The sequence below is a fragment of the Paenibacillus sp. BK720 genome (assembly GCF_011761545.1).
Lineage (GTDB): Bacteria > Bacillota > Bacilli > Paenibacillales > Paenibacillaceae > Pristimantibacillus.
Map to the genome: position 1 here is coordinate 293,024 of NZ_JAASRQ010000001.1, position 26,052 is coordinate 319,075.

Here is a 26,052-nt window from a genome sequence, read left to right on the forward strand (position 1 = left end):
GAATAGCACTACTTTTTTGCTATTTTTTACTATTCGAAATGTGGGGGTGCGATGCTGGTATTCGAATCTGCTTGTCCTGAAGATGCCGTTTTTTTGTTTGAGGTTTATGCCGATACAAGGCGCGAAGAGATGGAAGCTTGGGGATGGCCGGCAGGAGACGCGGAAGCTTTTTTGCGTATGCAGTTCGAGCTTCAGACAAGGTCTTATGCGTTGCAGTTCCCGGAGGCCGTCACGCGGATCATCATTCATGACGGGAATAGAATTGGAAGGATCATTGCGTCCAGGAGCAACTCTATTCACCTCATTGATATCTCCTTGCTGGCCGGTTACCGTAATAAAGGAATAGGTACGGCGGTAATAACCGGTTTGCAGGAGGAAGCAGCGGCAGCAGGTCTACCGGTCAAGCTCAGCGTATTGGAGCACAATCTGGCAAAGCGGTTGTACGAAAGACTTGGCTTCAAGGCTATAGGGGAAGCATCTCCTTATATCTCTATGAGCTGGCAGCCGGATAAGAGAGAGGAGCAGTTAATATGAGTGAGCAATATTTAGGTGAAATTCGCATGTTTGGAGGCAATTTTGCTCCTGTCGGCTGGGCTTTATGCAATGGCCAACTATTGTCCATCAGCGAAAACGAAGCTTTGTTTACCTTGATCGGTACAACTTACGGTGGAGACGGCGTATCTAACTTTGCGCTTCCGAATATGCAGGGGCGCTTGCCTGTACATACGGGACGCAGCAATACGACAGGCAGCATGTATTCGATGGGACAGAGTGCAGGCACCGAATCCGTCACATTAATTATGAATCAGCTTCCCGTTCATTCCCACGCAGCGAACAGTTCAACTTTATCGGGAACGAGCAACAGTCCGGAGAATGCTTTTTGGGCTGTCAGCGACAAAAATCTTTATTCCGACGCAGCCTCCGACGTTACTTTAAATGCTGCAGCTATTGGAGTAACCGGCGGGAGCCAGCCTCATGACAATATGATGCCTTATCTGGCCGTGTCGTTCATTATTGCGCTTGAGGGGATCTATCCGTCCCAATACTAGAAAGAGAAAAAGGAGGAAATATCATGGCAGAACCATTTCTTGGCGAAGTAAGACAATTTCCGTTCAACTTTGCTCCAAAAGGCTGGGCGCAATGTAACGGTCAGCTCCTGCCGATCCAGCAGAATCAGGCGCTGTTTTCTCTTCTTGGCACAACGTATGGCGGCGACGGCAGGACAACCTTTGCTCTTCCGAATCTGCAAGGGCGCGTCCCGGTTCATCCAGGTCAAACCGTCGTGTTAGGACAGACGGCCGGCGAGGAAGCTCATACGCTTACCATTAACGAGATGCCGCAGCATAATCATCAAGCTAAAGGCGGATCAGATGCTACGGGATCGGGGCCAGCCGGAAAAACCTGGGGGACTTCATCCAGCGTTTCGCCTTTTGCTCCGCAGCCCAATACGATTATGTCCCCGAATGCCATTGCGCAAGCTGGCGGGAGCCAGCCTCATAACAATATGCAGCCGTATCTGGTTGTCAATTTCTGTATCGCATTACAAGGGATTTATCCTCCGAGAGACTAGTAGAAAGGACTGAAAATAAATGGATCCATACATTGGCGAGATTCGGTTGTTTGCAGGTAACTTCGCACCGAAAGACTGGGCATTCTGCAATGGTCAAATTATGTCTATCGCTCAAAATACAGCTCTGTTCTCTTTGCTTGGCGTCACGTACGGAGGCGACGGCAAAACGACATTTGCTTTGCCGGATCTTCGCGGCCGCGCACCGATGCATTGGGGACAAGGACCGGGACTTTCGCTTCGAGATTTAGGCGAGATGAACGGTGAACCTAGCGTAACGCTGCTGCAAACCGAAATTCCCGCCCATACTCACCTGGCAAACGCTCAAGCCGCTTCTAACAAAACAGAGGCGCAAAATGATATTTGGGCAATGGCGGGCGCGCCTGGCCGGGGCGGAATCCAGTATTATTCCGATAAAACGGACGTTTCTCTTAATCCGATGGCGGTAGGAATTACAGGAGGCTCTCAGCCGCACAATAATATGCAGCCTTACCAGGCACTCAATTTTATTATCTCTTTGAGAGGCATTTTCCCTCCAAGATCCTAACGGCAAACAAAGCCCCGGCCATTGGCCAGGGCTTTGTTTTATGGTTCATCCATTGCATCAGGGAGCGAGTCGTAATCATCATCGCCCGCAAAATCACGGTTATATTCCTCGTGCATTTGACGATTCTCATAGCCGTAAGGCCTTGAGGAACGCTGATCAATGCGCCAAGGACCGCTTTTGCCAGTTGGCCCCGTTATGCTCGAGCCGTAGGAACCGTCCGGAAACTCTTCATGCGCGAGGTCATTCCTTTGCGATTCCACCGTCGATAAATCCGTGTATTCGCTGCGGTCTTCGTCCATAAACCGATCCACCGATATCTCCTCCTGAAATGGCTTAAGTTTGCGTTCGCCCTCTCAGTTTACCCTTGATTAATCGGTAAAATTCACCGTTCCTACTACAAAATATAAAAATTGAGCGAGCTCGGCCGCTTCTTCCTCCGTCAGCTGAAAGGTATGTTCCAGATAACCTTCCTCTTCCAGATCATCCGGGCCAATGATAGCCGTACGGCCGGCTTGAAGATCGGTGATCAGCTTTTTGCCGTAAAATCTTGCCGTGGCCATAATAGCGAGGTCGAAACGCTTCATGCTTGGCGTAATAAACGTTACAAATCTAGTGGACGTATCTTCCGTTGTATCGGACATAAAATCGAAATCAGGCAGCAGCATGATAAAGCCTCCATAAATCGTTTGCACACATTATACAATAAGAAAACGCTTGTAAGAAAGGTTCGGTTATGATAGCATAAAATTAATCGAATAAACGAACGTGAGGAAGCACCTCTCTTGCATTTTTTTGCAGGAGGGGTGCTTTTTTTTGCGTTTACGCTTGCTTACGTTTATTCGCGCGATTATCCATTTTGATTGAGGAGTGAAGGAAGCATGCAAATCGTTTTTTTGAACACGTTTGAAAAACCAATTGAGGACGGCGCCATTGTTACGGGAAAGCTCTCTATCTGCGAGAGAGACGGGATCTGGGCCGTCTTATGGTCCGAGGGGGCGGAAGAGGCGGTCAGCTGGTTTGAAGGTACGTCCTGGGAAGAAATGCTGATCGGCTTCCGTCATGGCGTTGCGGTTAAAATGGGCGAAGGCTATACGCCCGTCGTAGACGGCATGCTGGAGGAGAAGCGGGGAGGAGCGGGCAGCTTCTTGTCCATGCTTCAATGTTACGGCGAGCTTCATGCGAAGCAGGAACTGTTCGAAGCGCTTCGGGAATGGCGCCGCAAGAAGGCCGTTTCGGAGAAGCGTTCGGCTTATATGGTTGCCACCAACCGGATGCTGTGGATGATTAGCGCATTTGTTCCTTATACAACGGATGAGTTGATGCAGATTCCGGGCTGGGGGGAGCAGAAGCATGCTGCCTACGGGCAGGAGCTCCTGGAAATTACGGTTCAGCATGGCCGCGAGACCGATTTTCCGCTGAAATGGGTAACCGAGAAGCTGGAGCCGTCGGCGTATACCCAATGGATGTACAAGCAGAAGGAGGCACGCTACAAGAACGATATGCTCCGGCAGCAGCAGAAGAAGCGGATATTGAGCTTTGTTTTTGAAGGAGGCTCGATGGAACAGCTGCAATCGGAGCTGGAGCTTCCCCGACGCGAGATTATGGACAGGATTGAACAGCTCGAGACGGAAGGCTACGACTTTGAGCCGCTTATTGCCAGGGAGCTCGCGGATATGCCGGATACGGAAAGGGAGCTGATCTGGGAAACGTTCCGCCAGGCCGGCGACCGATACTTGAAGCCTGTGCTGCAGCAGGTATACGGGGAGGACAGCTTAAAAGAAAAGCAAATGGATGTCCTCTATGAAAGGCTGCGCCTTGTCCGTCTCCACTACCGGAAGTCCGCGAAGCAGCAAGCGATGTAAGGTCAGGGGAAAAATAAAGGAAGCTCCCGGTTTAGGGGGCTTCCTTTATTCCGCCATCCGGCCATATCGGCTCCGCATATCGAATGCTTGCGCCCGAATCGCAGGGAAGTCCGGTCTCATAGGAGAGGTTGCCGATCAGGCCTTCAGCATGCTGACGAAGCTCCGGCCTTCCGCTGCCTTCTCTTAAATAGCGAAGGACCGCGGGAATAACCAGCAGCGCATCCTCCATGGCACGGTCCCATAAGGTCCAGGCTGTCTCGTTGCGGATAACGGTTTTGTCCGAAGGATCAATCCATGGCGTTCCGGCTTCGTTCAGCACGTCGTAAGGCACCTGCTTCCGAAAGACAAAAGGATCCATTTGCCCAAAAGTAACGTTTCGTTTAATAGAAGCCGGATCGTGGAACAGACGTTGCGCCCGGATCATATCCCGAATCGCGCTATTCCAGTCTTCCTCGCGGATGACGGGAGCAAGCTCCGGATAGAAGCTGTCCGTAATGGCCTGGAGGGCTTTCACCGCAGCTTCCGGCAGCCGCCCTCCTATGTCGATTTTACGCCATACCGGTGTTTTCCACGTTTCGATTCCCCATTGCTGCCTGGCGATAATCGTATCCATCATTACCTCGTAACGCTGGTGATCCCACTTGCGGAAGCCGGATCTGCTGAAGACAAGCGGATGCATATGCCGGTCGAGCACATGATGAAGCACAAATCCCAAAGAATAAACAACCGCCTGATCGGGCTGTCCCCCGAGTTCTGCCGAACGTCCGAGAATCGAATCGAGCAGCTTCATAAGAACAGGGCCGCAGTCCCGGTTATGCATCTCCGTGCCAAGCTGAATCATGGGCGATTTCCCCTGCCACGGCAAAAATCGGTGATAAAACAGGAAATCCGGACCCTGACAGCCCATATAAAATAACCGGCGAAGCGGTTCCGAGGCAACAAGCCCGGACTCTTGCAGCTGATCAAGTACTTTTTGGCCAAAGATGAGATGAGCCCAAACATTAGGCATGGAAGAAAACCTCCACATTTTGTCAAATTAAGTATGAAAAAGTGACTATAAGCGTAGGACTTAAGCTTCAATAATGATAATATTAGTATACTTGTCCTACGTATTTAAGTATAATGGAAATAGAATAGACTACGTGCGAATTTTGTCGAAAAGGAGCGTTCCCGCTAATGAAGGCAGAATACATTAATCCGTTTCTTGAAGCCGCAACGATCGTCATCGAACAGGTGATCCAGATTCGGCCTTCCACCGGAAAGCTAGGCCTTAGGAATATCGAATTAGTAGAAAATCACATTTGGATTCAGATTGGGATTAATGGGCAAATGAATGGCGACATCGTATTCGGGCTGAGTGAGCAGGTGGCTTTGAAGATGGTCTCAGCCATGATGGGCGGATTTACGATCTCCGAGCTTGACGAGATCGGCCGCAGCGCAATATCCGAACTTGGCAATATGATTAGCGGCAATGCGAGCACCATGCTTTACAATCAGGGGGTAAACGTAGATATTACGCCTCCGAGAATCATTCTTTCGGCTAGCGACGAAAGCTTTTCCGCGGGACAGGCTTTAACCGTTCCTCTCATTATGGACGGAATCGGTCAATTTGATATTCAAGTCCTAGTCGCATCGTAACATAGAAGCAGGCTCCTTCGGGAGCTATTTTTTTTGGGGTTTAACTTTTGCTAATCGGGCACTGATCAAGTAAACTGAAGAGATGAGAATGAGCGAAGCGGATGCAGGTGATGATGTGTGTTAAAGGGGAAAATTGTCCTTATTTCCGGAGCCTCCAGCGGAATTGGAGCGGTTACTGCAAAACAGCTGGCTAAGCTTGGGGCGGTGCCGATCTTGACCGGACGGAATCTGGAGCGTCTTCGCAAGCATGCGGACGTAATCGGCGCGGCATGCCCGACGTATCAGATGGATGTAACCGATATGAAGCAGGTACAGCAGACCGTTGATGCCATTATGGCGAAGTACGGCAAAATCGATATCCTGCTGAACAATGCGGGCTTTGGCAAATTCGAGACCTTCCTGGAAGCAGAGGTAGAGAGCTTCGAACAGATGATGGACACCAATTACATGGGAGTTGTCCGCTGCACGAAAGCCGTGCTGCCCTACATGCTGAAGCAGGGAAGCGGACATATTGTTAATATCGCTTCCATGGCGGGGAAAATTGGTTCCTCGAAGTCTACCGCTTACTCGGCAACCAAGCATGCGGTGCTTGGCTTTACCAATTCTCTGCGCATGGAGCTGAACGGTACCGGCGTTACGGTATCGGCGGTTAATCCGGGCCCAATCCGCACCGAATTTTTCGATGTCGCCGATCCTTCGGGCACTTACGTGAAAAACGTAAGCTGGTTTATGATGAAGCCTGAATATGTCGCATCGCAAATTATTAAAGTAATGGAACGGCGGAAAGCCGAAGTGGATCTGCCAAAAACAGCGGCTGTAGGCATTAAGCTGTATCAGCTGTTCCCGCGCATCGCCGACCGCGTATTTGGCGGTTGGTTCAATCGAAAATAGCGGTGGAATAAGAAAGGAACGTATATGAGTCAAAAGACATGGAATGATTTAGGCATTACGAAGGCGCTTGGCGATAAGCTGGAAGCGAACAACATAAAGGTCCCCTCGGCCATCCAAGCCGAGGCGATCCCGACCTTGCTGGAAGGCCGGGATGTATCCGCGCGATCGCAGACGGGCTCGGGCAAGACGCTGGCTTATTTGCTGCCGATGCTTCAACAGCTGAATACCTCATCGGGGGCCATTCAAGCGATTATCCTGGCTCCGACACAGGAGCTGGCGATGCAAATCGTCCGCGTAGCCGAAGGATACGCGGAGCCGCTTGGCCTTCGCGTACAGCAGCTGATTGGCGGCGCGGCGATGAAGCGCCAAATCGAGAAGCTGAAGCTTCGTCCGCAAATTGTCATCGGTACACCGGGTCGGATTCACGAGTTGTTAAAGCTGCGCAAGCTGAAGTTAAGCGATGTGCGTCATATTGTGATCGACGAAGCGGATCAGGTGTTTGAGCTTGGCTCTACCCGCGAGGTGGAGACGATCCTGTTCGCCATGAGTCAGGAACGCCAGCTGGCCTTTTTCTCCGCAACGTATCCCGACGTAATGGCACGGTTTGAAGGACGCTGGATGAAGGAGCCCGTCCGCATTCAGATTTCGCCGGAGCAACGGGTTTCGGAGACGATCAATAATTTCTATATCGTATGCGATAAACGGGACAAGCCGGATGCAGCAAGACGGATTGTCCGCATGCTGAAGCCGGAATCCGCGCTATTGTTCCTGAACGTTACCGAAAATATCGCGAATTGGGAAGCGAAGCTGAGCTACGAAGGCTTCTCCGTCGAAACTTTGTACGGCGATGCGGACAAGCAGCGCCGGGCAGCAACGCTGGCCAGATTCCGCGAAGGAAAAACGCAGCTGCTTCTCGCAACCGACGTTGCGGCCAGAGGTCTCGATATTGAGGGTCTGCAGCTTGTCATTAATCTGGATCCTCCTATTGATGCGGATCATTACGTACACCGTGCCGGTCGTACAGGGCGTATGGGCCGCCAAGGAACCGTTATCTCGCTAATTACGCCGCAGGAACGGTTTATTATGGATAAATTCCGCAAATCGCTTCGAATCGAGCTGCCGGAGAAGGCGATGTACAAAGGCGAATTCGTGGCTCCAAGCGAACTGCCGAATAAAGTTTCGGCAAGACCTTCCCCACGCCGGACGGCCGATGAGCAGGAAGCGGGTACGCGTTCTTTCGTTGCGCCCAAGAACAGCAAAGAATGGGAATCGTTGCTGAAGGAAGACCGGAAGCCTAAAAAAGGTGCTGCAAAGCCGGACGTCGCCGCACCGGCACCGCGTCCAAAGCCCGCTGCAACCAAGCAGGAGCGGCTCCGCGACAAGAAAGACAAGGGAGCTCCGAAGTGGCTGAAGGCCAAGCGCGAAAGTCAGGAAAACCAATAAAAAACCAAATAAAAGAAATTTTTTTAGAAGCCACCCTCCCAAAACTTCAGACCTTCGACGAAAACGTATAGGCGAAGGTACAAGCGGATTAAATTCCGTCAAAAAGTACAAGGGAGAGTGGCTTTTTATGAAGAAACAAGCGGTATGGAAAAAAACGGTGATTTCTTCGCTGGCGGTAATGATGCTTGCAGGCGGCGCGTCTTCGGCATTCGCAAACGGTAACCATAACGACAATGGCGGAAAAAAAGGCGACGATCACGGCGACAAAAAAGAAGTTAAAGTGAACTGGAAATTCAAAGACGAAGATGATATGAAATGGGCAATGGAATATATTATGCGTCTTGCATCGAAAGGCGTATTTACCGGTTATGAAGACGGCTCGTTCAAGCCCAACCAAAAAATTTCCCGCATTGAGACATTGGTAGCGGCGGTTCGTCTGATGGGACTTCGCGATCAGGCGGAATCGACGGCAGAAATGAGCACGAAGCTGAACTTTAAGGATGCCGATCTCATCGCGAAAAAATATCCATGGGCTGTTGGTTACGTAGCGGTTGCGGTTGAGAACGATCTGTTCTCCGAAACGGAAACTTCGGTAAATCCGCAAGCGAATGCAACTCGTCTGTGGGCGGCAACGATTCTCGTTAAAGCGCTTAAACTGGAAGATGAGGCGAAGGCGCTTAACAACACTCAGCTTGATTTCAAGGATGCCAAAAATATTCCTGCCGGTTCCGTAGGTTATGTGGCTCTGGCTATCAAAAAAGGCATTATTACGGGCTACAACGATAATACATTCCGCCCTAACCAGCCGGTTTCCCGCGCGGAGCTTGCTGCACTGCTTGACCGCACGGATTCCGAAATTCCGGATAACGACGGACAGGCTATCACGGGCAAGCTGAAAGCCGTTGCTTCGGGCGGTCAAATTACGATCACGCAATCGAATGGTACGGATTTGACGCTTAGCTTGGATCCAAACGTCTTTATTTTCAGAGACGACAAGAAAGCGGCCGTCAGCGCGCTGAAAGCCGGCGACGAAATTCTTGTCCGCACTTATCAGAATAAAGTTGTGTTTATTGAGGTGACTAAATCAGCCAATGATGACTCCAAGGTATTCGACGTTACGGGCAAAATCAACACGATTACTTATAACGCTAACGGCAAGCTGTCGACGATCTCCATCTCGAAGCAAGACGGAAATCAAACAACGGTAACGATTTACAACGTGGCGGATAACGCGCTGATTACCGGCGACCGAAACAATCTTGTAACTGGCCATGATGTTAGAATTCAAGGCAAAGACGGCGTTATTGCAGGTATTACGATCCTTTAATAAGGATTGAACGATAAGCAGGTATACTTTCCTTCGCGGAAAGGAATACCTGCTTTTTTTTGATATTGCCGCTGTAATTCGGTATGCTGATAAGAGAAGAGCAACTTATTATAGAGGTAATTGTAGGTGAGGGAATATGAGCGAGCCCATTTTGCAGGTGGCCGGATTAACCGGCGGTTACAGCCCGCGGCGTCCCGTGCTTCATGATGTGACGTTCGAGGTGCGGGCAGGAGAAATGGTAGGATTAATAGGATTGAACGGCGCGGGAAAAAGCACAACGATCAAGCATATTCTGGGACTTATGAAGCCGCATCAGGGGCTGGTAAAGGTAGACGGCGTTACGCTTGAGGACAACGCGGAACGTTACCGGTCCGCTTTTGCCTACGTGCCGGAAACTCCGGTGCTGTTCGACGAGCTGACCGTAGAGGAGCATTTACGCCTGACCGGGATGGCTTACAATGTGGAGGAGCCGGCATTTGGCGAACGGCAGGAACAGCTGCTGGATGAATTCCAGATGAGGCAGAAACGCGGCGCATTTGCTTCGCATTTATCCAAGGGGATGAAGCAGAAGGTAATGATTATGAACGCGCTGCTCTCCGAACCGCCGCTTTATATGATAGACGAGCCGTTTCTGGGTCTGGATCCGCTCGGCATTCGTTCTCTGCTTGAACGGCTTGTTGAAGTGAAGAAGAGAGGCTCGGCTATTCTGATGAGCTCTCACATTCTGTCCACGGTGGAGGCGTATTGCGACCGGTTTATCGTTATGCATCAAGGCAAGGTGGCTGCCTACGGCACGCTTGAAGAGGTATGCCGGACTGCCGGAGTCGAAACGCGCGGCGGAGCGCTGGAGGATGCCTTTTACAAGCTAGTGACCGAGGGACGTCAATGAGCGGGGGGGATCGCTCGCTTGAAGCGTTATGGTTCAAGCGGTCAGGAGAATTCCGCAAAGAAGTAACCCCTTATTTCGGCTATATGGCGCAGAGCGGGTTTCCGTTGTTTATGTCGTTTATTGTGTTGTCATCCGCCTTTGGCTACATAAAGCTGATCCGGGATCTGCCAAGCGGATTTCCGATTACGCTTGTTGGCATCGTGGCCTTGTTTATTATTCTTAGCTGGAGTCCGCTTCGGACCTGGCTGACAGCGCCGGATATTGTTTTCCATATGCCGCGGGAAGCGGAAATGGGCGGCTATATGCGAAGAAGCTTCCGCCGCTCCGCGATCTTGACATCCGTGTTTGGGATTTTGGTTCTGCTGCTTTACTGGCCGATTTACCGGCAAGGGGACGGGGAAGCGGGCTTATTGACCCTGCTGCTTTTTTGCGCGGCTATGCGGGGGGCTAACCTGTGGGGGGCATGGAAGGAACGGAGATTAGCCTGGTCCGGCGTCCGGCTTCTGCTTCGGATCTTGCGCTGGTCAGCAAATGCGCTTGCGCTGGCAGTCATATTGACAAGCGCGCCGTGGAAGGCTGCATTGTTCCTGCTGCTGCTGCTTGTCTTGTTCGCCCTGCTGTACCGGATGCCGGTCAAGCATGCCTTTCCTTGGGAGAGGCTGATTGAAGAAGAGTCTCGTACCCGAAGAGGCTACTATCAATTTTTCGGCTTGTTTATCGATGTGCCAACGATGCCTTCCCGTACGATGTCTAGAGCTTACCTGGCATGGATTTTAAGGTATATACCGAACCGGCATCGACTGACTTACGTATATTTGTACGCGGCATCCCTTGCGCGGACGGAAATTGGCGGCATCGTCCTGCGGCTTACCGTGTTGTTTGCGCTTATCGTTTACTGGTTTGCGGAGGACGGATGGCTGTCGGGCTGGGGAGCTGCTGCAGCTTACATGATCCTGCTGCAGCTGGTTGCCGTTCAGATCGGAGGCTTGCGGCATGCGCACCGTTATTCGGTATGGCGGCATGTCTACCCGCTGCCCGAGGCTAAACGAGTGGACAGCGTAGTCACCGTGGACCGGTGGTCGCTTGCGGCTGTTTCTTTCCTCATGTGGCTGCCGGCAGCCATCATGCTGCTGCTGCAGGGACTTATTGCACCGGCAGTTGTCGCGCTGCTGGCTGCTTGCGCGCAGATTCTGTTCTTGCGTTCCGGCCGCTTGCGCCGCAAGCTTGCGGAGGATGCTGAGGAGGAATGACCGGTTTTGCGAAAAAAAATAGCGGTGCAAGGATCATCCCTTGCAGCGCTATTTTTTATTTATTAGAAGGCAATTAGCCGATCAATTCGGTAACCGCTTTGTAGATCGTATCAAACAGCTCTTCCAGGTTCCGCTCTTCGATGCAGGAGAATGCGACGCGAAGATCGGTCTCGCCAAGCGCGATTGTTCCGATTCCGTATTCGTCCAGGAGACGGGTGCGGACCTCTTCTGCAGAGACGCCTTTCAGCTTAAGGCACATAAAGTATCCGGAGTTAAACGGATAGTAGCTCCATACGTCGCCGTAACGTCCGCTGTCGAGCAGATCCTTTACTTTATTGGCGCGCTTCTTCATCACATCGTATTTCTCCGCTTTCTGCTCATCGAACTCAGCCGATTGCAATGCGCGTAATACGAAGGTTTGCGATGGATGCGGGCCGCTCGAGATGGTCGCGCGGATAATGCCCATTGTTTTTTGCTCAAGAGCGGTCAGTACTTTATCGGAAGGGTTAGCGTAAGTAATAAAACCAACGCGGAAGCCCCATACGTATTCTTCTTTGGTTGCGCCGTCGACTTTGACAGCGAGTACGCGCGGATGCAGATCAGCCAGCTTGCCGAATAACGATTCATGCAGCGAGTCTTCGAAGAATAGGCCGAAGTACGCGTCGTCCGTTACGGCAACAACGTTAATGCCTGCTTCTGCCGCATCACGGATTGCTGCAACAATCTCATCGCCTTCCTGAGGACCCGGCGAGTAGCCCGTAGGGTTATTCGGGAAGTTGAGGATGACAATCGCTTTTCCTTTGTCCTTCTGGGCGAGCAGAGCTTCGCGCAGTCCGGCGCTGTTGAAACGGTAATCCTCGTTGTACAGCGGGTACTCAACGATCTCGGCACCGCGGCGGATGTTGAATGTCAGTTCATAGTTTTCCCAGTTCTTGTTCGGAATGATAACCGCATCGCCGACATCGGCGAACAAGTCGGCAACAATACTCAAACCGTGCGTCAATGCGTTCGTAGCGACAGGGTTGCCGAACTTTTTGCCTTCGAGGGAAGGGTTTTCTTTAACCATCTTGGTGCGCCATGCGGAACGCAGCTCCGGCTTGCCTGCCGGCGGAGCGTATTCGTATAAATCTTTTGGATCATACGAGGACAAGGTGTCTTGTATAACCTTAAGGTGCATGGGCTGACCGTTTTCTATTGCTATGCCGATCGTGGCGTTAAATTTCTTAGCCTTGGCCTTTGCTTCTGCGGATTGGCTGAGTATGCCTTCCTTCGGGAAATAAATCGCTTTTCCTAAAGCGGACAACATGTCGTAGACGTTCGGACTTTCGGCTTCGAGCGTCTCATTCAACTGCTGAGCAAGTGGGTTCATGGACTTCATTCCATCCTTCCGGGAAATCAATTCGTCATTTAACGCTTATCGGGTGCTATTATAACATTTTTTTAATAAAGCACACCAACCAAAACGCAATTTTTTTTGACTTTTGTGCAAACGGTAGGGCAATACCCGCTTGCGTGCGAGATTCCGGCTGTTGTATGATGTCGGCAAGAACTCGAAATTTCGCGAAAAATGCTTTGGTTAAGCGGCGCGCGAATCTGGTAATCATGCTTACGAAGTCAGTTTTCAGACTAACAAAGTGCGTTAGTCTGAAAACTTTGGTTTATGCTTACGAAGTCATTTTTCACACTAACAAAGTGCGTTAGTGTGAAAAATTTTAGGAGGATTCACATGCTGCACTTATCTCCGGATTCTTACATTAAATTGCCGCCTATTGCCAAAATCGTATGTGAACCAAACTGGAGATGGCAGCGGCGCGAAAAGCCGATGGCGAACTATGATTTATTTTATGTATGGAGCGGCGAAGGGGAAGTGGAAGTTAACGGTACAACGTATCCGGTAGGAAAAGGAAGCTGCTTTCTTTTCAGGCCTGGCGACCACACGAGCGCTACCCATAATCCCCAAAAGCCGCTTGTCCTGACTTATATCCATTTTGACGTACGCGAGACGGTGCAGTTTGTGCCCGAGCGTTACCGGAAGCTGACGGATACGGTGGATTTCGAATATTTGCTCTCCCGGTATGTCCGGCTGTTCCTCGTCGAGACGTACGCGGCGGAGGAAGAGGCCCTGCTGGTGCTTAAGCAGCTCATGATCCATTTGCTTCGGGAGGACCGGGAGCTGCCGGTTGAACGCAAAGGCAGCAACCAGCTGACCGAGGCGATTCAAGAGGTTGCCAATTACGTGAAGCAGCATCCAAGCGTCGCTCACCGGGTGGAGGATCTGGCGATGCGCGCACAGCTGTCCCCGCGGTATTTTTCCGTAAAATTTAAAGAAATGATCGGCATGTCGGTACAGTCGTATATGATCCGGACAAGGATCGAACGGGCCCAGCATCTGCTGATGTATGAAGGCATGAACGTGACGGAGGTCGCGGATGCGCTTGGCTACAGGGATATCTTCTTCTTCAGCAGGCAGTTCAAGCAATACACGGGTCGCAGCCCATCCGAAATCCGTTAACCAGCCCGAAAAAAGGCGCCGCAGGGATAACCCCCCGCGGCGCCTTTCGGGTTGAATGCAGCCATTTCTATTAGCAATGGCTGCATGACTGTCTTTATAAAAGTTGATGGGAAAGTACAAACGGAGCATTTGATGATTCTGGAGAACCGTAGTGGTCGCTTTTGCTCGGGAATTCCGACCCTTCGTTGTTTATTCTGGGAATTTCCCGAGCAATGGCGATCGGAAGAACATCAAATGTGCAGTGTGTGCTTATAAATAATCAGCTTGCGCAGTTTGTGCTTAATTTCCAATCAACTTCCCCAGCATCTCGCCCATTCTCACCTTTAACCCCGGCGCAAGATCGTGCCGCGGAATGAAGGTATCGTTTTCCATAAGCAGTACCACCGTTGAGCCGAATTCGAAGTAGGCAAGCTCGCCGCCTTTTTCAGCCTTGTCGCGGATGGGCTCCACATAACGAATGCTGCTGACGTTCATGGCGCCAACCTTGACGACTGCCGTTTCTCCGCCTGCATGTTTGATGTAGGTAATCAGTCTTTCATTCCGGCTGAGGACACGGCGCATGCGGCGAAGGCCAAATTCGTTAACCGGGTATACCTTGCCCGGAACATGCTCACGCTCGACAATCTTTCCGTCGACAGGTGTATGTATGCGGTGATAATCGGTAGGGCTTAAGTACAATACGATGTAATATCCCTCGCGGTAAAGCTCGGTTCTAGGAGAGCGGTTAAGCAGCTCCTCAATCGTGTAATCCTGTCCTTTGACGTTAACAATCGTACCGGCTTTAATCGGTCCCGCCCCGGTAATCAAGGCGTCCACCGGACTTATGAGTGCTGTAGTCTCTTCATGTATGATCCGCGATCCAGGCTTAAGTCGCCTCGTGAAAAATTCGTTTAACGTGCTGTATGCTTCCAGCGGCTTTTCCGCTTCTTCGATTTTGATGTTATACATGCTGGCGAATCTCGGGATCCAGCTGCGGCTTGCCTTCGATTGCGCGAAGCGGCCGGTAAGTCTGGATATCCATTTGCGCGAACTAAGCTCCGTCATGGCCTGAAACAACCATCCCATCATGCCCGCTCACTCACGTCCTTTCCTTGCGTCTTGCCTTTCGATGTCCTCCGAACAGTGTGACACAACCGTTCATACAAATCAATAGTATAGGCGTCCGCGCAACCTTGTGGCAATACCGGAATGGCTCGCGTATGCTAACTGCAAATTGATAACGAAGGAGGCCTTCCTTCGACATGTCGCCTGTGAAAGTGGCATTCGTTACGCCAGGAGCCTATCCGATCCCATCGGGAAACAGCAGCTCTGTCGAACGGGTTGTCGAAAAATTCGTTCCCCTGCTGCGTCCTAGTGTGGAGCCTCGCATTTACGGGAAGATCGGGCGGAATTTGCCCCGCCGGAGCCTTGTTCATGACGTCGTGTGCGAAAGATTCCCTGCTGCCAAACGTTCGTCTTATGTGGCGAACATAGGACGTGCTGTACAGAAATTTAGCCCGCAAATCATACAGGTCGAGAACCGGCCGACTTATGTTATAAAGCTGAGGCGTTCCAATCCCAAAGCCAAAATATGGCTTAACCTGCATTCTTCCACTTATATAAGTCCGAGACATATCTCCGAGACGCAGCTCCGCAAGAGCTTTGCTCTAGCGGACCGGATTATTGTGAACAGCGAATTTCTGCGCGCTCTGATCCTGAAGAAGATGCCGGAAGCGAAAACAAAGCTCCGCGTCGTATATCCCGGAGTGGAGACGAAGAGATTCCAGTCCCGTTATACGGCGGAAGGGGAGGCAGCGCGAAGATATCATAGGGAGCGTAAAGGTCTGGTCCACCGGAAAGTCATTGTTTTCCTCGGCAGGCTAATTCCGCTGAAAGGCGTGCATCATTTGCTTGCCATTGTGCCAAATCTGATCAAGGTCCATCCGGATCTTCTAGTCGTCATCGTCGGAAGCCCGTTCTATGGCTCGCACCGTACAACCGCCTATTCCCGCAAGCTGATGAAGATGGGAGAGCGGTACAAGAAGCATGTCCGGTTCGTGCCTTACGTGCCTTACTCGGAAGTGCCGGGCTGGTTCATGGCAGCCGACATCGCCGTAATGCCTTCCGGGAAGCGGGAAGCATTCGGGCTCGTGAATGTGGAGGCGATGGCAACGGGCCTTCCGGTTATAGCTACGCGGGCTGGCGGAATGCAGGAAATTATCCAGGACGGAGAGACCGGTTATCTCATTGATCAGAAAGAAATTAAAGCCGAGCTGACTGCAAGGCTCCTGCTCCTGCTCCAAAATGCGGCGCTTCGCAGGCAAATGGGGTTAAAGAGCAGACAACGGGTGGAGCAGCTGTTTACATGGGAACATACGGCGAAGCGGTGGTTAAAGATTCAACGAAATGAAGCGGATCTGAGATGCCGCGACAACCCGGAGTTATGCGAGGAAGATGCGGAACCGGAGATCGTTTCTCAGCGCGAGCAGGAAAAGCTTCACGAGGCTGAGCAGGTAATCAGCTATGAAATGGGCTTTTCGAATCGCAAGCCTTATTCCCCTGAGGACGGCAGTTAAAAGCTGCCGTCCTTTTTTTGTTGCCCAAACGGCAGTAGCGCGCCCATGGGTAGGAGCATATAGTGAAATAACTTTGGGGAGGAAGAAAGAAGGAGAGGTCAATGACAAAAGGTAAATCGTCGAAAAGCGCCAAAGGGCGTAAGCCGAGTTATTATGTTGATAATCCGAATGCCTCGGAATTAAAGTGGCTGGATGAATTAAAAAGCAAGAAAAATAAGGTTCAAAATAACAACCTGCTTGTTCCGCAGCCTAAGCCTGCAGAGAACAGGCCGGTCAGTATTAACGCAATAGCTCCTGTGGAAGAAGCTCCGCAGGCGGAGACGCATTTGATCCCTGCATTGACGGAAGAATCGATCCTTGTTGCCGATGCCTCCTCATCGGCTGAAATAGGCAAAGCTGAGACAGAGCGGCTTATCGAGGAAATTGCTTCTTATGATGCGGATCCAGTACCGGTTCCGGAGCTGAAGGAAGAGCCTGCGCCAGAGCGGAAGGAGCAGGAGATTAAACAGGAAGTGAAGCAAGAGGTTAAGCAAAAGGGTAAGCAAGCGCAAAAACAAGAGCCGAAGCCGGAACCGGAGACGGAACCGAAGCAACAAAAAACACCCGTACGGGAGCTTGAGCCCACTTATGAGGCGAAGCTCGACAAACTGGTGGAGAAGCAGGACCTGTACAAACCGTTTCCGTTTATCTATGCGGACGATATCGTGGACGGAGCCGTAACCGGCGGCAAGCTTGCCCCGTATTCGGTAGACTCGGACAAAATGCGGCCGGGCAGCGTTAACTCTTCCACCCTCTCCGATTATGCGGTGCAGAATATTCATCTTGCCCCGGGGGCCGTAACGGGCAATAAGGTTTCGCCTTTATCCATTACGGGAAGCCATCTTTCGAACAGCTCCATCACCGGGGATAAAATCGTGGATTCCTCGATTAACGGCAGCAAGCTGCAGGATGGCAGCATCACGTCGGAGAAGCTGGCCGACCGGACCATTGATTCCAGCAAAATCTCGGACAGCTCGATAACGTCGAGACATCTTCAGCCGTTAATCATCACGGAAGAGCTGATCGACAATCATTCCATTTCGTCGGACAAAATTCAAAACAGCGCCGTTCGCACGGAAAAAATCGCCAATGAGGCCATTACGAATTCAAAGCTTGGCGAGGCGTCGGTGACCCATTCCAAACTTCGGGACGGAGCGATTACCGGCAGCAAGCTGGCCGCGGATACGATTGAATCCGTTCATCTGAAGCAAGGGCTGCTCCTTGCGGAGCATGTATCGATTGGGGCTATCCTGGGGAAGCACGTAGCTCCAGGCGCCATCACGCAGGAGCATCTGGCGGAAGGAGCGGTAGGGACAGGAGCTCTTCAGCTTCAATCCGTAAACGCCGAGCGGATAGCACCCGGAGCCGTTAACGCAAGTCATCTCCAGCAGGAGACTGTCTCCGGCGAGCATATCGTGGCCGGACAGATTGGAAGCAAGCATCTTGTCGACCAAAGCGTTAATTCCAGCAAGCTGACGAACGAAGCCGTGCAGACCCGGCATATCGGACGAAGCAGCATCATTTCGGATCATATCGCCATCGGTCAGATCGAGCAGCGCCATATTGCCCACCAAGTGGTATCCCGTCAGCATTTGCAGTCCGGTTCCGTAGGCAGGGAGCAGCTGCAGGACGGCTCAGTGAAAGGGGAGAAAATCGCTCCCCAAGCGATTACGACCGAACATCTAAGCGATCAGTCGGTTGGCACCCATCAGCTTGCGGACCAGGCCGTTACGGATAAGAAAATGGCCGACGGAGCGGTCAAAAGCTCCAAGCTCGCTGCCGGCTCCATCGAAACGGTTCATCTCAAGAACGAAATCGTTACGTTTCAGAAAATTGCTCCGGAAGCGCTTCGTGCTTATCACTTCTCGGCAGGCGCTGTAACCGAAGACGCGATCTCCCCGGAAGCGATCTCCACCGGGCATTTGAAGCCAAAGCTGATTGAGAAGCAGCATTTCGCCAATCAAGCCGTCGATACGGATGCCATTCAGGATCTGTCGGTTACGAACGGCAAGATCGCTTACGGAGCGGTTACCGAGTTTAACCTGTCTCCGAACTCCGTTCATCCGCATCATCTAACCGACCATGTTATCGGCTCTCAGAAGCTTGCTCCTGAATCCGTTACAACCGACAAGCTGGCTGAACGAAGCGTAACCGCCTCGAAGCTTGGCGACAGCAGCGTCAACGAGCAGCATATTGCGCAAAACGCGGTGAATTCGGATGCGATTCAGCCTGCTTCCATTCATGGGGGCCACGTACAGCCTTCTTCGATTGCAAGCGAGCATATTGCGGGCGGAGCCATCCAGTCGGTCCATCTGGCAGACGAAGCTGTAACGATGCGGCATCTGTCGGAAAGCAGCGTACAGACGGAGCATTTGTCCGACCAATCGGTAACTACCGGCAAGTTGGCTGCCCAATCGGTAACAAGCGAGAAGCTGGCGGATTTGAACGTTACCTCCTCCAAGCTGGCTGATCGCAGCGTGCAAACGAATCATATTGCTCCGGGCTCGATTCAGTCTGAATCCATTGGCCTTCGGGCGATCCAGTCCGAGCATTTGCAGTCGGGTATTATTCAAGCGGAGCATATGGGCTATCAATCCGTTACCGAGATGAATTTGTCGTACGATATCGTGAACACGGATCATCTTGCCGACCAGGCGGTAACGGAAAGCAAGCTGTCAAGAGATGCGGTAACGACCGAGAAGCTGAATGATTCAAGCGTAACCACCTCCAAGCTGGCAGACGGCAGCGTTACGGCCAGCAAACTTGCCGAAGGCTCGATCTACTCGGAGCTGATTCGTCCGTTCTCGATTCAATCGAACCATATCGAGCCGCTCTCCATTCAATCCGAGCATTTGGCGGAAGACGTTATCCGAGCGAATCATATTCGCGGCGGAGCGGTAGGAACGGACGCTTTGTCTAACCAGTCGGTTACGTCGTCGAAGCTGACAACCGGCGCTGTCCAGTCCGCCCATATCGGCAATGAAGCGGTCATGAGCCGGCACCTGGCGAATGATTCCGTCCTTGGCATTCATATCGTCGAGGGCAGCGTCCGCAATATCCATCTCACCGATGAAGCGGTAACCGAAGCGAAGCTTGCTCCGCTGAGCGTCGGGGAAGCCCATATCCAAGCCGGAGCGGTGAATGCCGGGGCCCTGCAGGAAGAAATTATCGGAACGGAGCATCTCGCCGACGGCGCGGTTCAGGAAACCAAGCTGGCTTCCTTATCCGTTAATGCCGATCATATCCAGCCGTTATCGATTCAAGAGAAGCATCTGACACCCGGAATTGTTGATGAGAGCAAGCTGCAAAACGGAGCGGTAACCTCTTCCAAGCTGGCAGTGGATACCGTGTCCGGTGATCACCTGCGCCTGGAGACAATCGCGAGCAAGCATATTAAGGCAGACTCCATCCAAGGCTATCATCTCCGGAAAGGCACGGTATCCTTCGATCATCTGAGCGCGGAGGTTCTGAATGAATTCAAGCCGAAAACGATTTTGCCGGAGCAGTTGGCTGAAGGAATTATCCAAACCTCCAAGCTGTTGGACGGAAGCGTCGTTACCGGCAAGCTGGCCGATGAAAGTATCACGACCGGCAAGCTGGCCGACGAGAGCGTCACAACCGGCAAGCTGGCCGACGAGAGCGTCACAAGCAGCAAGTTGGCTGGCGGGAGCGTCACGAGCGAGAAGCTGGCGGATGAGAGCATTACCGGAAGCAAGCTGGCGGCAGGCAGCATTACAAACGACAAGCTGGCCGACAACAGCATTACGGCAGATAAACTGGCCGACGCAAGCCTGAGCGGCCGGAAGCTGGCCGAAGGCAGTATTACCGGCGATAAGCTGACAGCCGAGAGCGTCACGGGAAGCAAGCTGGCCGGAGGCAGTATTACCGGCGACAAGCTGGCGGACGAAAGCATCTCAAGCCGGAAGCTGGCGGATGGCATTATTACGGGCAGCAAGCTGGCAGACGGGAGCATTATCGGCAGTAAGCTGGCTGTCGAAAGCATTACAAGCGACAAACTTATGGACGGCATCATCACAAGCGATAAGCTGGCGGATCGGAGCATTACGTCCGAGAAGCTGTTGGATGAAAGCGTGCCGGGCAGCAAGCTGGCCTTCGAGAGCATTACGGCGGATAAGCTGGCGGATGATAGCATCGCAACCCGCAAGCTGGCCTTCGAAAGCGTTACGGCGGAGAAGCTGGCCGAAGAGAGCGTCACAACGAGCAAGCTTGCCGATCAGGCGGTAACGGGTCGCAAATTGGCAGCGGAGAGCGTCACTTCCGATAAGCTGGCGGACGACAGCATTACAAGCCGCAAGCTGATTGACCAGAGCGTCACCAGCGAGAAGCTGGCCGACGACAGCATTACAACCAACAAGCTTGCCGAGCAAGCTGTTGCTGGCAGCAAGCTGGCCGATGAGAGCGTGACGACGGCAAAGCTCGCTGAGGAAAGCGTTACTTCCGATAAGCTTGCAACAGGCAGCATTACAAGGCGTAAACTGGCGGACGAAAGCGTAACGACAGAGAAGCTGGCCGACGACAGCATTACAAGCCGCAAGCTGACGGACGAAAGCGTTATTGCCGAGAAGCTGGCCGACGGAAGCGTCATTACAAGCAAGCTTGCCGATCTATCCGTTACGGGCAGCAAGCTGGCGGATGAGAGCGTCTCAACCGGGAAGCTTGCCGATTTCAGTATTTCGAGCCGCAAGCTGATCGATGAAAGCGTCACTGGCGAGAAGCTTGCCGATGCGAGCGTGACGAATAGGAAGCTTGCCGATCAGGCCGTTACGGGCAGCAAGCTTGCCGATAACAGCATTACCGGCGATAAGCTGGCGCCAGGAAGCATTACGGCTGATAAGCTGTCCCCAGATAGCATTACCGGCAGCAAGCTTGCCGATGAAAGTGTCACAACCAAGAAGCTTGCCGACGATAGCATTACAAGCCGCAAGCTGGTTGATGAAAGTGTGACCGGCAGCAAGCTGGCCAACGAGAGTATCACCGGCATAAAGCTTGCCGACCTGACTGTTACCGGCAGCAAGCTGGCGGACGAGAGCGTTACAGATGAGAAGCTGGCAGGCGGCAGCGTAACCAATGAGAAGCTGGCCGACGAAAGTGTAACGACCTGGAAGCTGGCAGGCGAGAGCGTCACAACCGAGAAGCTTGCCGACGAAAGCGTTACAACCCGCAAGCTCGCGGGCGGCAGCGTTACGGCTTGGAACCTTGCCGAGAGCAGCATCACAAGCGATAAACTTGCCGATGAAAGTGTCACAACTGGCAAATTGGCTTCCGGCAGTATTACGGCGGAGAAGCTGGCAAGCGAGAGCGTCACTTCCGGGAAGCTTGCCGACTATAGCATTACAACCGGCAAGCTTATGGATGAAAGTGTAACCGGCGAAAAGCTGGCCGACGGAATTGTAACAAGCAACAAGCTTGCCGATCTGGCTGTCACTTGGAATAAGCTAGCCGATGGGAGCATCACAACGGAGAAGCTTGCGGCGGGAACTGTCACGGAAGATAAGCTTGCGACAGATAGCATTACAAGCCGCAAGCTTGCCGATGAAAGTGTGACAACCGAGAAGCTAGCCGACGATAGCATTACAAGCCGCAAGCTGATCGCGGAGAGCGTAACCTCCGAGAAGCTTGCCGACGGAAATGTCATTACGAGCAAGCTAGCCGACTTGTCTGTCACCGGAAGCAAGCTGGCGGATGAGAGCGTCTCGACAGGCAAGCTAGCCGACTACAGTATTTCGAGCCGCAAGCTGATTGATGAAAGTGTGACCAGCGATAAACTTGCCGACGAGAGTGTTACAAGCCATAAGCTGGCAACTAGCAGCGTAACTCGCGAGAAGCTGGCTTTCGGAAGCGTGACGGGCGATAAGCTCGCCGGCAACAGCATCACGGGCGATAAGCTGGTCGAAGAAAGCATCACAACCGATAAGCTGGCCGATGAAAGCATCATAACCGAGAAGCTGGCCGATGAGAGCGTAACGAGAGAGAAGCTGGCGGAAGACAGCGTATGCGGTTGGCATATTGCATCAGAGGCCATAACGCTGGATAAATTAGCCCCCGAGCTTGTGTCTGCCATATTCCCGCCAGTTATGGGATCTGCGGATGAACAGTTCGAACAAGAATCGGAACCTGCGCCTTCCTTTATCCGTTCCGCGGGAACCGGTCAGGTCATTCAACAGTTTGGTCTTGCGCCGTATTCGTTCTTCAAGAAAGGAAAGATACTGGAGGTTGAAATTATTTTCGAGGAGCCGTTCAGCAATACGAACTATGCCATTACCGCCATCTGCGATAATCCGGAATGTTACGTATCCGTCTTTAGCAAATCGGAAGGCAGCGCCATTCTGAACATTGTCCGCTCCAGAGGTTCGTTTGAGCCTGAGGGATACATGAACTGGATCGCCATTGGCCGGTAAGATTTGATAGTTTCAATAGAGGATGGGAGCGAAATCTATGCTCCTATCCTCTTTTTTAATTGGGAGGGGGACAGACGTCTTGGAAGTTGTACAAATGCCGTTGCGCCAGCATTCCGCATACATACTATGTGATGTGCATCAATCTGCTTGCAAATTTTAATAGGTGTAAAAACTGAGGTGATTCAGTGGATGAAACGCGCACCTCATCCTAATCCGGCCGTATCGGTCATTATCCCCGTTATGAATGAAAAATCGACCATCGGGCGCGTGATTCGCGAAGCTGCAAAGGTACATCCCCGTACGGAGGTTATTGTTGTTGCCAATGGTTCTACAGACGGTTCCATAGCGATTGCTAGAAAGACGGGGGCGAAAGTGCTGCAATTCGATAAGCCTCTTGGCCATGACGTTGGGAGAACGATAGGGGCGCTGGAAGCCAAAGGCGAGGTACTGCTGTTTATTGACGGAGATATGGTTATACCGGCTGCCGATTTACGCCCTTTCATTCGCGCGGTGAGAGAAAAAGGAGTAGACGCGGCGTTGAATAATTACTCCGGTCCGGTTCGCAAAGCGAAGGTTCATAGCGTTGTGCTGGCCAAACATGCCTTGAATGCCATTCTTCAAAGGCCAGACCTGAAGGGAATGTCCTTCACGGCCGTACCGCATGCGATCAGCCGCAGATGCCTGGATACGATAGGCGCGGAGGCCTTATTGGTCCCTCCGCTTGCCCACGCGATGGCTGTGAAGCAAGGTCTTAAGGTGAAGGCCGTACACACCGTTAATGTCGGCAAAATAAATAAACCCCGGCCGGAGCGGGAGAGGAAAAACCCGCTTGAACGGTTGATTTTGGGTGATCATTTGGAGGCGATCTACTGGCTGCTGTCATGCACAGATGAACGGGGCGGGTTCGAGGATCGGCTGCGCAAGCGCGAGATGGCCTTGTAAGTCTGCACATGGTTAGGAGGGCTGCACTTATGAAAGCTGTTATTTTGGCGGGAGGAACCGGTACACGGCTTATGCCTCTTACTTCTTATATCAATAAGCATATGCTGCCGGTCGGCAGGCATCCGATGATCCATCATGGCATCGAGACGCTGCGCAAGGCCGGGATCAAGGAAATTCTGATTATTACGAACCGTCAGTCTGCGGGAATGTTCATTCAATATTTCGGCAGCGGCGAAGACCGGGCCGTATCGCTGGCATTCCGGATCCAGGAAGGGGCCGGAGGCATTGCGGATGCGTTGCAGCTGGCCAGACCGTTTATTACCGACGGCGAGAAGTTTCTCGTTCTTCTTGGCGATAACTTGTTCGAAGAGGATTTAAAGCCCTATATTCATGATTTTCGGCAGCAGCCGGAAGGGGCGATGGTGCTTCTCAAGGAAGTCGACGATCCTCACCGGTACGGGATTCCGGTCTTCGATTCTAACGGCGCGATCAAGCGTATTGAAGAAAAGCCCGAGGAGCCGCAGTCGAATCTATCGGTAACCGGTTTATATATGTACAGCTCGGATGTGTTCGAGCGGATCGAGAATATCAGCCCGTCAAGCAGAGGAGAACTCGAGATTACGGATCTGAATAATCTTTACGCGGCTGCCGGTCTATTAACCTACCGGACGTTATCCGGCTGGTGGATGGATGCGGGAACGTTCGAGTCGCTTAAGGAAGCGTCCGCCCGATATTGGGATACAGAATACTAGACGGGAGAGGTTTTTGAGTGAGACGTAAACCGCGGGGCATTCGTCGTCTCAAACCAACGCAAGAGGGAAGGCGTACGGCTAACTATCAGGCCGGTCTGCAGGCAGGGTACAATCAGGGACTTCTGGCCGGTCGAAGCAGCTATCATTCTTTGTTTGAGGGAACAAGTATTATTATCCCGAGCTACAATCAGGTGGATTATTTGCGCGGCTGCATCGACAGCATCGTGGACAACACGGAGCAGCCCCATGAGATTATCGTAGTCGACAATGCGTCGACAGACGGGACAGCCGAATATTTAGAGCAGCTGGACGGTCAGGTGCGTTACCGGGTGCTCGAACGGAATTACGGGTTCGCCGGTGCGGTGAATATGGGGCTGATGATGGCAAAAGGCACAACGATGCTTGTTCTGAACAATGACACGCTTGTGACGGATAACTGGCTGGGCAACTTGCTGATCTGTCTGCACAGCGACCCTACTATCGGTATGGTGGGTCCGGTCACGAATTATATTAGCGGGGATCAGCAAATCCCGGTCCCTTACGACAGAATCGAAGATATGCCGGAATTCGCTAGACTCAATAATATTTCCGATCCGAAGCGCTGGGAGAGAACAGACAGGCTGCCGGGCTTCTGCCTCTTGTTCCGCCGCGAATTGTGGGAGAGAATCGGATTCTTGGACGAAGGGTTCGAATTCGGCAATTACGAGGATGATGATTATAATATTCGGACCAGGCTGCTCGGTTACTCCCTCGTCATCGCAAGGGACTCCTTTATCCATCATTTCGGGAGCGTCAGCATCAAGGCGCTGGGCGATCAGCTTGAACAGGTTAACACCCGGAATATGGTTTACTATATGACCAAATGGAATAATCCGTATGCGTGGATTCATCAAGTCCGCACGAGCGATCCGAAGCTGACTTCGCTTATGGCAAAAGGAGAGACCGCCTTTTACCCGGAAGGCGTCGCAGTGAAAGGGATTGGCCCGCAGGTTTATTGGATTGAGCAAGGGATCAAACGTCCAATCGAAGGGGAATGGTTCGGACCCGTCGTACGCCTGCCGCAAATTCTTCTCCGGAGCTGGCCGGCGGGAGAAGCGCTGCCCTCGGTTGAAGCGATGTCCAAATGGCATGCGCTTCATTCCGTTCATTACGGTGCTCCCATGCATGGGCAGATAGCAAGCGGGCTGGACGGCTTCCTGTATTATCTGGAGAATGGCACCAAGCGAAAAATTATTACCGAAGCAGCGGCCGTCTCCTGGCATTTGAACGAAAGGGCGAAGTATCCGCTGACCGTGGAACAGCTGCAGGAAATGCCGGAAGGGCTGCCGCTGATTCCGCCGGTTAAGCTTCGCCAAGTCCTGTAGGCATACGCAAGTATCACCCTTTTTCAAAGATGCATATGCTAGGATGACGAGCGAC

22 protein-coding genes are annotated in these 26,052 nt (G+C 52.2%); 17 read left to right on the top strand and 5 right to left on the bottom strand.

Features of this window, described 5'->3' with window-relative positions:
• Positions 1-51: 51 nt before the first annotated feature.
• From FHT67_RS01285 to FHT67_RS01300, 4 genes are read left to right on the top strand one after another with little or no spacing between them, the layout of a single operon-like run.
• Positions 52-534, top strand: coding sequence for a GNAT family N-acetyltransferase (locus FHT67_RS01285; RefSeq protein WP_167194946.1), 483 nt, complete (start codon positions 52-54; stop codon positions 532-534).
• On the top strand, positions 531-1,049 hold the full coding sequence (locus FHT67_RS01290) for a phage tail protein (protein ID WP_132303227.1): 519 nt from the start codon (positions 531-533) through the stop codon (positions 1,047-1,049). Before FHT67_RS01285 ends, FHT67_RS01290 begins: the two co-directional genes overlap by 4 nt.
• Positions 1,050-1,072: 23 nt before the next feature.
• Positions 1,073-1,570, top strand: a complete 498-nt coding sequence (locus FHT67_RS01295; protein WP_167194949.1) for a phage tail protein — start codon at positions 1,073-1,075, stop codon at positions 1,568-1,570.
• A gap of 19 nt (positions 1,571-1,589) precedes the next feature.
• Complete coding sequence (locus FHT67_RS01300; protein WP_132303229.1) at positions 1,590-2,114, top strand: phage tail protein; 525 nt, start codon at positions 1,590-1,592, stop codon at positions 2,112-2,114.
• A gap of 38 nt (positions 2,115-2,152) precedes the next feature.
• On the opposite strand, the gene FHT67_RS01305 is transcribed toward FHT67_RS01300, so the two are convergent.
• Together FHT67_RS01305 and FHT67_RS01310 are read right to left on the bottom strand one after the other, a co-directional pair.
• Positions 2,153-2,425 (bottom strand): hypothetical protein, encoded by a 273-nt coding sequence (locus FHT67_RS01305; protein ID WP_207918078.1) that lies wholly within the window; start codon positions 2,423-2,425, stop codon positions 2,153-2,155.
• Between the two features lie 57 nt (positions 2,426-2,482).
• Positions 2,483-2,779: a DUF3055 domain-containing protein gene (locus tag FHT67_RS01310; RefSeq protein ID WP_207918079.1), complete on the bottom strand. Its 297-nt coding sequence runs from the start codon at positions 2,777-2,779 to the stop codon at positions 2,483-2,485.
• A 213-nt stretch (positions 2,780-2,992) separates the two neighbouring features.
• Between FHT67_RS01310 and FHT67_RS01315 the strand changes: the two genes are divergently transcribed.
• Positions 2,993-3,976, top strand: a complete 984-nt coding sequence (locus FHT67_RS01315; protein WP_167194951.1) for an HRDC domain-containing protein — start codon at positions 2,993-2,995, stop codon at positions 3,974-3,976.
• A gap of 31 nt (positions 3,977-4,007) precedes the next feature.
• Here FHT67_RS01315 and FHT67_RS01320 read toward each other — a convergent pair whose 3' ends face one another.
• Complete coding sequence (locus tag FHT67_RS01320; RefSeq protein ID WP_132303231.1) at positions 4,008-4,985, bottom strand: zinc dependent phospholipase C family protein; 978 nt, start codon at positions 4,983-4,985, stop codon at positions 4,008-4,010.
• A 167-nt stretch (positions 4,986-5,152) separates the two neighbouring features.
• Between FHT67_RS01320 and FHT67_RS01325 the strand changes: the two genes are divergently transcribed.
• From FHT67_RS01325 to FHT67_RS01350, 6 genes are all read left to right on the top strand, one after another.
• Complete coding sequence (locus FHT67_RS01325) at positions 5,153-5,614, top strand: chemotaxis protein CheX (RefSeq protein ID WP_132303232.1); 462 nt, start codon at positions 5,153-5,155, stop codon at positions 5,612-5,614.
• A gap of 117 nt (positions 5,615-5,731) precedes the next feature.
• Positions 5,732-6,505: an SDR family NAD(P)-dependent oxidoreductase gene (locus FHT67_RS01330; protein WP_167194954.1), complete on the top strand. Its 774-nt coding sequence runs from the start codon at positions 5,732-5,734 to the stop codon at positions 6,503-6,505.
• A gap of 24 nt (positions 6,506-6,529) precedes the next feature.
• Positions 6,530-7,948, top strand: coding sequence for a DEAD/DEAH box helicase (locus FHT67_RS01335; protein ID WP_167194957.1), 1,419 nt, complete (start codon positions 6,530-6,532; stop codon positions 7,946-7,948).
• A gap of 127 nt (positions 7,949-8,075) precedes the next feature.
• Positions 8,076-9,275 (top strand): S-layer homology domain-containing protein, encoded by a 1,200-nt coding sequence (locus FHT67_RS01340; RefSeq protein WP_167194960.1) that lies wholly within the window; start codon positions 8,076-8,078, stop codon positions 9,273-9,275.
• A 136-nt stretch (positions 9,276-9,411) separates the two neighbouring features.
• Positions 9,412-10,164 (top strand): ABC transporter ATP-binding protein, encoded by a 753-nt coding sequence (locus tag FHT67_RS01345; RefSeq protein WP_132303236.1) that lies wholly within the window; start codon positions 9,412-9,414, stop codon positions 10,162-10,164.
• Positions 10,161-11,414 (top strand): ABC transporter permease, encoded by a 1,254-nt coding sequence (locus FHT67_RS01350; RefSeq protein WP_167194963.1) that lies wholly within the window; start codon positions 10,161-10,163, stop codon positions 11,412-11,414. Before FHT67_RS01345 ends, FHT67_RS01350 begins: the two co-directional genes overlap by 4 nt.
• 73 nt (positions 11,415-11,487) lie before the next feature.
• Here the strand turns inward: FHT67_RS01350 and FHT67_RS01355 are convergent, their stop codons facing one another.
• The gene (locus tag FHT67_RS01355; RefSeq protein WP_167194966.1) at positions 11,488-12,783 is read right to left on the bottom strand and encodes an aminotransferase class I/II-fold pyridoxal phosphate-dependent enzyme; all 1,296 of its coding nucleotides are present in this window, start codon (positions 12,781-12,783) and stop codon (positions 11,488-11,490) included.
• A gap of 357 nt (positions 12,784-13,140) precedes the next feature.
• Here FHT67_RS01355 and FHT67_RS01360 point away from each other — a divergent pair, with 357 nt between their 5' ends.
• Positions 13,141-13,926 carry a helix-turn-helix domain-containing protein gene (locus FHT67_RS01360; protein ID WP_132303239.1) on the top strand — a complete coding sequence of 262 codons (786 nt, stop codon included), beginning with the start codon at positions 13,141-13,143 and terminating at the stop codon, positions 13,924-13,926.
• Between the two features lie 279 nt (positions 13,927-14,205).
• Here the strand turns inward: FHT67_RS01360 and asd are convergent, their stop codons facing one another.
• Complete coding sequence (gene asd, locus FHT67_RS01365; RefSeq protein ID WP_207918080.1) at positions 14,206-14,994, bottom strand: archaetidylserine decarboxylase; 789 nt, start codon at positions 14,992-14,994, stop codon at positions 14,206-14,208.
• A gap of 173 nt (positions 14,995-15,167) precedes the next feature.
• On the opposite strand from asd, the gene FHT67_RS01370 reads away from it, so the two are divergent.
• The 5 genes from FHT67_RS01370 to FHT67_RS01390 all read left to right on the top strand — a co-directional run bounded on the left by FHT67_RS01370 (position 15,168) and on the right by FHT67_RS01390 (position 25,997).
• Positions 15,168-16,481, top strand: coding sequence for a glycosyltransferase family 4 protein (locus FHT67_RS01370; RefSeq protein WP_167194969.1), 1,314 nt, complete (start codon positions 15,168-15,170; stop codon positions 16,479-16,481).
• Between the two features lie 101 nt (positions 16,482-16,582).
• The gene (locus tag FHT67_RS01375; RefSeq protein ID WP_167194972.1) at positions 16,583-22,939 is read left to right on the top strand and encodes a WIAG-tail domain; all 6,357 of its coding nucleotides are present in this window, start codon (positions 16,583-16,585) and stop codon (positions 22,937-22,939) included.
• A 189-nt stretch (positions 22,940-23,128) separates the two neighbouring features.
• Positions 23,129-23,881, top strand: coding sequence for a glycosyltransferase family 2 protein (locus FHT67_RS01380; protein ID WP_167194976.1), 753 nt, complete (start codon positions 23,129-23,131; stop codon positions 23,879-23,881).
• Between the two features lie 29 nt (positions 23,882-23,910).
• Positions 23,911-24,633 (top strand): sugar phosphate nucleotidyltransferase, encoded by a 723-nt coding sequence (locus tag FHT67_RS01385; RefSeq protein ID WP_132303243.1) that lies wholly within the window; start codon positions 23,911-23,913, stop codon positions 24,631-24,633.
• A 17-nt stretch (positions 24,634-24,650) separates the two neighbouring features.
• Positions 24,651-25,997: a glycosyltransferase gene (locus tag FHT67_RS01390; protein ID WP_167194979.1), complete on the top strand. Its 1,347-nt coding sequence runs from the start codon at positions 24,651-24,653 to the stop codon at positions 25,995-25,997.
• Positions 25,998-26,052 lie beyond the last annotated feature (55 nt).

Coding starts and splice junctions, on each gene's coding strand:
- FHT67_RS01345 (WP_132303236.1), top strand. CDS start 9,412: ATGAGCGAGCCCATTTTGCAGGTGGCCGGATTAACCGGCGGTTACAGC.
- FHT67_RS01370 (WP_167194969.1), top strand. CDS start 15,168: ATGTCGCCTGTGAAAGTGGCATTCGTTACGCCAGGAGCCTATCCGATC.
- FHT67_RS01325 (WP_132303232.1), top strand. CDS start 5,153: ATGAAGGCAGAATACATTAATCCGTTTCTTGAAGCCGCAACGATCGTC.
- FHT67_RS01355 (WP_167194966.1), bottom strand. CDS start 12,783: ATGAACCCACTTGCTCAGCAGTTGAATGAGACGCTCGAAGCCGAAAGT.
- FHT67_RS01380 (WP_167194976.1), top strand. CDS start 23,129: ATGAAACGCGCACCTCATCCTAATCCGGCCGTATCGGTCATTATCCCC.
- FHT67_RS01310 (WP_207918079.1), bottom strand. CDS start 2,779: ATGCTGCTGCCTGATTTCGATTTTATGTCCGATACAACGGAAGATACG.
- FHT67_RS01300 (WP_132303229.1), top strand. CDS start 1,590: ATGGATCCATACATTGGCGAGATTCGGTTGTTTGCAGGTAACTTCGCA.
- FHT67_RS01295 (WP_167194949.1), top strand. CDS start 1,073: ATGGCAGAACCATTTCTTGGCGAAGTAAGACAATTTCCGTTCAACTTT.
- FHT67_RS01335 (WP_167194957.1), top strand. CDS start 6,530: ATGAGTCAAAAGACATGGAATGATTTAGGCATTACGAAGGCGCTTGGC.
- FHT67_RS01285 (WP_167194946.1), top strand. CDS start 52: ATGCTGGTATTCGAATCTGCTTGTCCTGAAGATGCCGTTTTTTTGTTT.
- FHT67_RS01375 (WP_167194972.1), top strand. CDS start 16,583: ATGACAAAAGGTAAATCGTCGAAAAGCGCCAAAGGGCGTAAGCCGAGT.
- FHT67_RS01350 (WP_167194963.1), top strand. CDS start 10,161: ATGAGCGGGGGGGATCGCTCGCTTGAAGCGTTATGGTTCAAGCGGTCA.
- FHT67_RS01360 (WP_132303239.1), top strand. CDS start 13,141: ATGCTGCACTTATCTCCGGATTCTTACATTAAATTGCCGCCTATTGCC.
- FHT67_RS01340 (WP_167194960.1), top strand. CDS start 8,076: ATGAAGAAACAAGCGGTATGGAAAAAAACGGTGATTTCTTCGCTGGCG.
- asd (WP_207918080.1), bottom strand. CDS start 14,994: ATGATGGGATGGTTGTTTCAGGCCATGACGGAGCTTAGTTCGCGCAAA.
- FHT67_RS01315 (WP_167194951.1), top strand. CDS start 2,993: ATGCAAATCGTTTTTTTGAACACGTTTGAAAAACCAATTGAGGACGGC.
- FHT67_RS01320 (WP_132303231.1), bottom strand. CDS start 4,985: ATGCCTAATGTTTGGGCTCATCTCATCTTTGGCCAAAAAGTACTTGAT.
- FHT67_RS01290 (WP_132303227.1), top strand. CDS start 531: ATGAGTGAGCAATATTTAGGTGAAATTCGCATGTTTGGAGGCAATTTT.
- FHT67_RS01385 (WP_132303243.1), top strand. CDS start 23,911: ATGAAAGCTGTTATTTTGGCGGGAGGAACCGGTACACGGCTTATGCCT.